Source organism: Rhizobium phaseoli, assembly GCF_003985125.1.
GTDB classification, from domain to species: domain Bacteria; phylum Pseudomonadota; class Alphaproteobacteria; order Rhizobiales; family Rhizobiaceae; genus Rhizobium; species Rhizobium phaseoli.
This window is the reverse complement of sequence record NZ_ML133579.1, coordinates 129830-137615: the sequence shown is the minus strand read 5'-3', so window position 1 is coordinate 137615 and position 7786 is coordinate 129830. Positions and strand designations below refer to the sequence as shown.

At 61.6% G+C, this 7786-nt stretch carries 6 protein-coding genes; 4 read left to right on the top strand and 2 right to left on the bottom strand.

Annotation, left to right across the window (positions count from 1 at the left end; translation table 11 throughout):
* Window positions 1–190 precede the first annotated feature (190 nt).
* From EFD56_RS22490 to EFD56_RS22475, 4 genes are all read left to right on the top strand, one after another.
* Window positions 191–1380, top strand: a protein-coding gene (locus EFD56_RS22490) for an IS3 family transposase (RefSeq protein ID WP_126906322.1) whose coding sequence is annotated in 2 segments (ribosomal slippage) — window positions 191–443 and window positions 443–1380 — 1191 coding nt in all. Because the reading frame shifts where the segments join, the coding sequence is not laid out codon by codon here.
* 388 nt (window positions 1381–1768) lie between these two features.
* Window positions 1769–2770, top strand: a complete 1002-nt coding sequence (gene nuoH, locus EFD56_RS22485) for an NADH-quinone oxidoreductase subunit NuoH (RefSeq protein ID WP_064818895.1) — start codon at window positions 1769–1771, stop codon at window positions 2768–2770.
* 10 nt (window positions 2771–2780) lie between these two features.
* Window positions 2781–3347 (top strand): NADH-quinone oxidoreductase subunit I, encoded by a 567-nt coding sequence (locus tag EFD56_RS22480; protein WP_016733978.1) that lies wholly within the window; start codon window positions 2781–2783, stop codon window positions 3345–3347.
* A 45-nt stretch (window positions 3348–3392) separates the two neighbouring features.
* The gene (locus EFD56_RS22475) at window positions 3393–3833 is read left to right on the top strand and encodes a CBS domain-containing protein (RefSeq protein WP_004675803.1); all 441 of its coding nucleotides are present in this window, start codon (window positions 3393–3395) and stop codon (window positions 3831–3833) included.
* Window positions 3834–3905: 72 nt separating this feature from the next.
* Here the strand turns inward: EFD56_RS22475 and nuoG are convergent, their stop codons facing one another.
* Together nuoG and nuoF are read right to left on the bottom strand one after the other, a co-directional pair.
* Window positions 3906–6485, bottom strand: a complete 2580-nt coding sequence (gene nuoG / locus EFD56_RS22470) for an NADH-quinone oxidoreductase subunit NuoG (protein WP_126906321.1) — start codon at window positions 6483–6485, stop codon at window positions 3906–3908.
* 32 nt (window positions 6486–6517) lie between these two features.
* On the bottom strand, window positions 6518–7783 hold the full coding sequence (gene nuoF / locus EFD56_RS22465; protein ID WP_126906320.1) for an NADH-quinone oxidoreductase subunit NuoF: 1266 nt from the start codon (window positions 7781–7783) through the stop codon (window positions 6518–6520).
* Between the last annotated feature and the right edge of the window lie 3 nt (window positions 7784–7786).

Sequence of the window (7786 nt, the reverse complement as noted above, 5' to 3'; positions counted from 1 at the left end):
TCCTCCATATCTCCGAAAACACAGATAGCAGTTATCGCTGGCGTGAAAGCTTCGCTTCCACTGGCGATGGTAGCTCGTCGTCCTGCGGACCATAACCTGAAGGCCGCAGGTTCAAATCCTGCCCCCGTGACCTGCCCCTGCGAATTTCCTCCAGAAGTGGTTAGAGTCCGGCCCATTAAAGGACGGACGAATGAAGAAGCAGAGATTTACCGAAGAGCAGATAATTGCGGTGCTGAAGGAGCAGGAGGCTGGTGCGAAGGCGGCCGACCTTTGCCGCAAGCACGGAATTTCAGAAGCGACGTTTTACAACTGGAAAGCCAAATACGGCGGTATGGAGGTGTCCGAGGCGAAGCGGCTGAAGGCGCTTGAGGACGAGAACGCCAGGCTGAAGAAGCTGCTCGCCGAGCAGATGTTGGACGCAGCAGCACTCCGCGAGCTTCTCGCAAAAAAATGGTAGGGCCTGCCGCCAAGCGTGACGCCGTCACGCATCTGAGGACCGTCATGGGTCTTTCGGAACGGCGGGCCTGCCAGATCATATCCGCCGACCGCAAGACGATCCGCTATCAGTCGAACCGACCGCCGGAAACTGAGTTGCGAGCGAAGCTGCGCCACCTCGCCAATGAGCGGCGGCGTTTCGGCTACCGGCGGCTGTTCGTCCTGCTTCGGCGGGAGGGAGAACCGTCCGGGGTCAATCGCATCTATCGCCTTTATCGCGAGGAGGGTCTCTCTGTCCGCAAGCGCAAAGCCAGACGCCGTGCCGTCGGCACGCGTGCACCGATCCTGGTCGAAGCGAAGGCCAATGCCCGCTGGTCGCTGGACTTCGTGCACGACCAGTTCGCTTGCGGAAGGAGGTTTCGCGTGCTCAACATCGTCGATGACGTGACGCGCGAATGCCTGGCGGCGATCCCGGACACCTCGATCTCCGGTCGTCGTGTCGCTCGCGAACTGACGACCCTCGTCGAACGGCGCGGCAAACCGGGGATGATTGTCTCCGACAACGGCACGGAACTCACCTCGAATGCCATCCTTGCCTGGTCGAAAGATCATAAGGTCGACTGGCACTACATCGCGCCGGGGAAGCCGATGCAGAATGGCTATGTCGAGAGTTTCAACGGGCGCATGCGCGACGAGTTGCTCAACGAAAGCCTCTTCTTCGGCCTCGACCATGCCCGAAGCGCCATTGCTGAATGGGCGGACGATTACAATAATTTCCGGCCGCACTCGTCGCTCGGATATCAGACCCCGGCAAGCTATGCCGATACCATTGCCGCAACCGGCTCCAACGCTGCGCGAGATGAAAGCTTCGCGTTTCCGCCGGTTGCTCACACCGCGCCACTTAGCATATTCAAAACCGCCGAGGCTCTAATCGCCGCCGGATGAAAATTCAGTGGCAGGTCACCCGCAACCAAACAAATAGCCCGCATCACGCGGGCTTTTTTGATTCCAAAGCAGGTCTGAGCAAATCGCCGGCACGAAGACTTCATCGTCTCCAGGAAGGCCAGATAGATGCCGGCAATGGTCAGCTTCAGATGGTTCGCAAACAGCCACCGTATTGTCCTGAAGTAGCGCAATACAGAGGCATACGCATCGAACCTGTCGTCTGGAACGCGGACACATCATCGTCAGCGACGACATAAATGTAATGGCATTGTAAGAGCTGCGTCACCGTTATACTATGTAGACCGACAACGTGCACAGGTGCTCAGTGTATAGCCGGAGCCAAAGTCCGGTTGCGCGTTTCAACCCGATGAATAAGTAGCCGCGGATCATGGAACTTATCGTCGCCTTTGGCCTGATTGTCTTCAAGGTCGCGTTGCTGATTGCGATCTTGCTGCTGCTGCCCTTGCCGCTGACTTGGCTGGAACGCAAGATTGCTGGGCATATGCAGCAGCGGATGGGGCCGATGCGCGTGGGATGGCATGGGCTCCTGCAGCCGGTGGCGGACGGAATCAAGCTCTTAACCAAAGAGGATCACATCCCGGCCGAGGCCGACCGGTTCCTGTTCAAACTGGCGCCGATCCTGGCGCTTGCTCCGCCCTTTGTGGTGTTCGTCGCGATCCCCTTCGGCGAAACTATCTCGGTCCGCGGTACCGAGATCACGCTCTACGTCTCCAACATGAACGTGGCGCTCCTTTTCGTCTTCGCGGTGATCGGGATCGAGGTCTTCGGCGTCATCTTCGGCGGCTGGGCCGCTAACAGCAAATACGCGGTCCTCGGCAGCCTCAGGACCTGCGCGCAGATGATCAGCTACGAGATTCCGATGGGATTCGCGGTGATCGGGGTGGTCATGCTGGCGCAATCCATGAGCCTGCTCGACATCGTGCGGGCCCAAACCGATGTCTGGAACATCGTCTACCAACCGGTCGGCTTCTTCGTGTTCTTCGTCGCCGGACTGGCCGAAGCGCAGCGCATCCCCTTCGATCTGGCGGAAGCGGAAGGCGATCTGGGGGCCGGGTTCCATACCGAATACAGCGGTATCCGCTTCGCATTCTTCATGGTTAGCGAATATGTCATCGTATTGCTGGTGTCGGTCCTGTTGGTGATCCTGTTCTTTGGCGGCTGGAACGGCGTATTGGTCCCCATGCCACCGCTCCTCTGGTTTCTGCTCAAGGTCGCATTCTTCGTCTATTTGTTTATATGGTTCCGCTTCACTTTCCCCCGCTATCGCTACGACCAACTGATGGCAATCGGATGGAAAGTCTTGCTTCCTCTTTCGATGGCGAACATAATTATAACTGGCGTACTTTTAGGAGCCGCAGCGGCTCCGTAGCGAGGCGGCGATGTCGCGCGCACAAGACAGAATTGGGACATGGATCGGCTGGACGTTTTTCGCCGATCTGGCGAATGCCTTGACTCTGACCCTCGGCTACATGTTTGCCAGACCCGTGACCATGCAGTACCCGGACAGGGAAAAATGGTTGCCCTATTCGCGCTACCGCGGGCATCACTTCCTGAAGCGTGACGAAGAGGGCGAGATCAAATGCGTGGCCTGCGAACTCTGCGCGCGGATCTGTCCCTGCGACTGTATCGAAGTCGTCCCCTACGAGGACGAGAAGGGCAACCGGCACCCGGCCAAATTCGAGATCGACACGGCTCGCTGCCTGTTCTGCGGGCTGTGCGAGGACGCCTGCCCAGCGGATGCAATCGCGCTTGGCCAGCAGTACGAATTTTCGAGTTTTTCCTCAGCCGACTTGGTGATCGGGCGCGACGACCTGCTCGCCAAGCCGGGCAAGGCGGCAACCGGCGGCGGCGTGGTTACCGCACGCCTGAATACAAAGAAGGACGTGCTCGTCGAGACGAAAGAGATGCAGGGCTACAACTGGTGGCGGAATATCCGGCGAACGTGAACGCGCGCCGTCCGTGAAGCCGGAGCGCGCAGACAGGAGGCTCAGATGCTTGTCGGCGAAATTATGAAGAACAAGGGGGTCGGTGTCATCGCGGTCGCTCCCGATCAGACGATGGTGGAAGTCTTGAGGCTGTTTCGCGACAACAATATCGGCTTCGTCGTCGTCAGCCAATCGAACGACGAATACCTGGGTTCGCTATCGGAGCGGGATTGCTGCAATGCGGTGGCGGAATACGGGGCCGAGGCGGCGATGATGCGGGTCGCGGATGTCATGAACCGCAATGTGGCGACCTGTTCGACGCGGGATTTGCTACCGGTCGTGATGGGGATCATGACCCAGCGGCGTACGCGTCATGTGCTGGTCATGGATGGAGGCGACGTTGTCGGCGTGGTCAGTATCGGCGACGTGGTTAAACATAGGCTCGACGAAGCACAGCGCACAGAGCAGGATCTGCAGGATTACATCTGCGGGACCCGGTATCACTGACGTCGCCAGCTTGATGTGAGGACGCTGGGGCAGGGCAGCTTGCGGGAAGCGCGGCGCCCCGACCCCAAATCTTCAGACCCCACGCCAGATCCGGGTGGTGCGGTCGACCTCCAGCGTGGCATGCACCTTCTGGACCTCCACCGGGCATGGGTATTCCCCTCGCCGCATCAAGCCGTTGAGACGCAAGGCTCTATAGTTTTCCGGAACGAAGACGAGGCCCTTGGGGAACCGCCCGTCGACCTTGAGTTGCGCCGTCAGTTCGCCCTGGGCTGAACGCACAATGACCTGATCGCCATCCGAAAGGCCAAGCTGTGCGGTATCCTGCGCGCTCATCGCGACATAGGGATCATTAGCGACCGTGTTCAGGATGTCCGACCGTTCGGAAAGATACCCGTTGTGGAACAGGCAGTCGCCGGTGATCAGCATGAGCCGGTCGGCTGCTGGCGGGACGGGCGGCGGCGCGAAGAACCTGGCCGCCGGTGCCGTCGGCACCGCCCGGGTGAATGCGCCGTCGGCGCCCAGCCCGTCCTGCGACAACCCCTGATAGGCCGGAACCAGCCGTGCAATCTCGTCGAAAATTTCGCCTTGTGTCGATGGCCGCAGTGCCTGGTTGCGAAGCGCCGCGACGAAGTCGAAGATCGCCAGATTGCTCCGCGCCTCGAAGGCGGGTTCGCGGAATTTGCGGACCTTCTGGACGCGGCCCTCGTTGTTGGTGAACGTGCCGGTTTCCTCGCCATAACCTGCCGCGGGCAGGACGACCTCGGCAAGACCCGCCGTATCCGTGAGGAAGGCGTCCTGCACGATGAGGAGATCGGCGGCGCCAAGCGCCCGCGCCACGAAATCGCGGTCGGGATAAGCAATCAGGGGGTCGGTTGCGACGATGTAGAGAGCGCCCATCCTCCCGCCGACGCAGCGCTCCAGAATGGCGTCGATATCCGCGCCGGGTTCGGACGGGATTTCGGCGCCCCAGTTCCGCGCAAGCGCTGTGCGCACCACGTCGTCGGCGACCGCCCGCAGCCCCGGCAGCGCCGTCGGCAGTACTCCCATGTCCCAGGCGCCCATCTGGTTGGCACGGTCGAAAAGGAACTGCATCGCCAAGCCCTTGCCGAGCAGCTGGAGAACGTGCAGCAGGTTATTGATCTGCTGCAGCGTCGCGCGCGCTTCGGGTGATCTGAGGAGGTCGACGCTGACAAGCACGGTGACGCTGCGGCCTTCCTTGAGCGCCGCGGCCAGCCGATCCGGCCCGTCAATGCCGGTTTCCGCCGACGGCTTGCCGATTGTCGCGCCGATGCCCGCGAGGACGTTGCCCGGCAAGGCCTCACCAACGGCCGCTACGAGACCGGCCTCCACCGCCGCAAGGCTCGTTGCTTCTCCGCCCGGCGGCACGCGAACCACCACCCTGGCATCGGCGTCCAGACGGGATGGCCGCGCCGAGAGCATGAGCAATCCGGTCTGCCGCCGCCGCACGCTATCCCGCAGCAGGTATTCGGTGACCGGGTTCTCCTCGGTGACGTTGCCGCCGACGACGAGCACGCAGTCGTTGCCGATCACCTCGTCCAGCGGTGCGCGGCTGTTGAAGGCTGCCATCAGCGGGCCGAGCGTATCGAAGGGCGTGGACCAGCGTGACGAGCAATCAATGCTGTTGGTGCGGAATGCCGTCCGCATCAGCTTCTGAAACTGATAGAGTATCTCGTTGGGAAGGCGAGGCGAGGCCAGCCCGGCGGCAGCCTTGCCCTCGACGGCCGACAGCCGCCGGCGCAGATAGTCCCCAACCTCATCCCAGGAAACCGGAACCAGGGCGCCATCATGACGGATCATCGGTCGCTTGATCCGGTCCCGGCTCGCAACGAAATCGAGGCCGAAGCGTCCCCGAACGCAGAGCGTTTCGCGGTTGACCCCTTCGTCCCATTTCGAGCGCACCCGCATGAACTCGCCCTTACGTGTGCCCACCGTCAGCTGGCAACCGGTGCCACAGTGCGGGCAGACCGTGTCGGTCTCGGTGAGATCCCAGGGCCGCGCCTTGTAGCGATAGGGGAAGCTCATCAGCGCGCCGACCGGGCAGACCTCGACGCAATTGCCGCACTGGTCACAACCCGCGAGACTGCCCTCGAAGCCGGTGACGGCGGTATCCATGCCTTTTTCGACGGTGCCCAGGGCGACCGCGCCAACGACCTCCTCGCACATCCGGACACAGCGTTGGCACTGGATGCAGCGGTTGACGTTCATGATGATGACCGGGCTCAGACGGATGTCCTCGGAGTGGAACACACGCTTGTCATCGCGGAATCGGCTCTCGCGGGGCCCGTAGGCCATCACCATGTTCTGAAGCTCGCATTCGCCGCCCTTGTCGCAGATCGGGCAGTCGAGCGGGTGGTTGGCGAGCAGCATGTCGAGCATGGAAGAGCGCGTTTCCTCGATCAGGGGCGTGTTCGCCCGCACCACCATACCGTCGGTGACCGCGGTGGCGCAGGACGGCTGCAGCCGCCGCTGCCCCTCGATCTCCACCAGGCACATGCGGCAGGAGGCCAGCGGCGGCAGACGCTTCAGATAGCAGAAGGTTGGGATATCGATGCCCAAACGCCGGGCGGCCTGCAGCACTGTCGAGCCAGCCTCAACGTCCAGCGTTTGTCCATCGATCGTAATGCTGACCATACTTCCTCGCAGTCCTGTCGCAGTGCAGGCTTTCAGTGAAAGGGGCACCTGTGGTCCTGGATATGGGCAACGAACTCAGCGCGAAAATGCGCGAGTGCCGCCCGCAACCCCATCGCCGCCCCGTCGCCCAAAGCACAAAACGTGTTGCCGAAAATGCCCTTGCAAAGCATGTCCAGCTGCTCCAGATCGCCAGGTGCGCCATCCCCGGCCTCGATCCGGCGCAGGACCTTCACGACCCAGTTCAATCCTTCCCTGCATGGCGTGCATTTGCCGCAGGACTCATGATGGAAGAATTCGACGATCCGGGTCGCGACCTTGACCATGCAGGTCGAGTCGTCGATCACGATAACGCCAGCCGAACCGAGCATCGAGCCGGCGGCAGCCAGCGAGTCGAAATCCATCCCGACCTCCAGCCCGTGCTCCGGTATAACAGGCGCTGACACCCCGCCCGGGATCACCGCCTTGATTCTGCGTCCCGGCAGCACGCCGCCGGCGTGGTTCTCGACTAGATCGCGCAGCGGAATGCCCATCGGCAACTCATAGAGGCCGGGTTTGCGCACCTGTCCACTGAGGCAGTAGAGCTTCGGGCCGGGGCTCTTGTCCGGGCCGATGCCTCGAAACCAGTCCGCCCCCCGCATAACGATATGTGGTACGCAAGCGAGCGTCTCGACATTGTTGATCACTGTCGGGCTTGCGTAGAGCCCGGCCACGGCCGGAAATGGCGGCTTCAATCGCGGCTGCGCCCGTTTGCCCTCGAGCGACTCGAGCATCGCAGTCTCTTCGCCGCAGATATAGGCGCCGGCGCCGCAGTGGATGTGTACGGCGAAATTGAAATCCGAGCCCAGAATGCGCTTTCCGAGATAACCTATTGCGTGGGCCTCGGCGATCGCCTGCTCCAGACGACGGATCGCTGTCACATATTCTCCGCGAATGTAGACATAGGCGGTTTCGGCCCCAATCGCGTATGCACTGACCGCCAACCCCTCGATCAGTTGATGCGGGTCACGCTCCATGATGATCCGGTCCTTGAACGTACCCGGCTCGCCCTCATCGGCGTTGCAGCACAGATATGTCGGCTTGCCGGTCCGCTTCGGCACGAAACCCCATTTCATGCCCGTCGGGAATCCGGCACCGCCACGACCGCGCAGGTTGGACCGTTTGACGAGGTCGATAACCTCGTCAGGCGTGTTTTCGCGCAGCACCTTGGCCAGAGCCTGGTAGCCTCCGCCGGCCTCGAAGGTGGAGAGCAGATGGCCATCCCGAACATCGACGTTCTTGAGGAGGATCGATTCGAACATGAG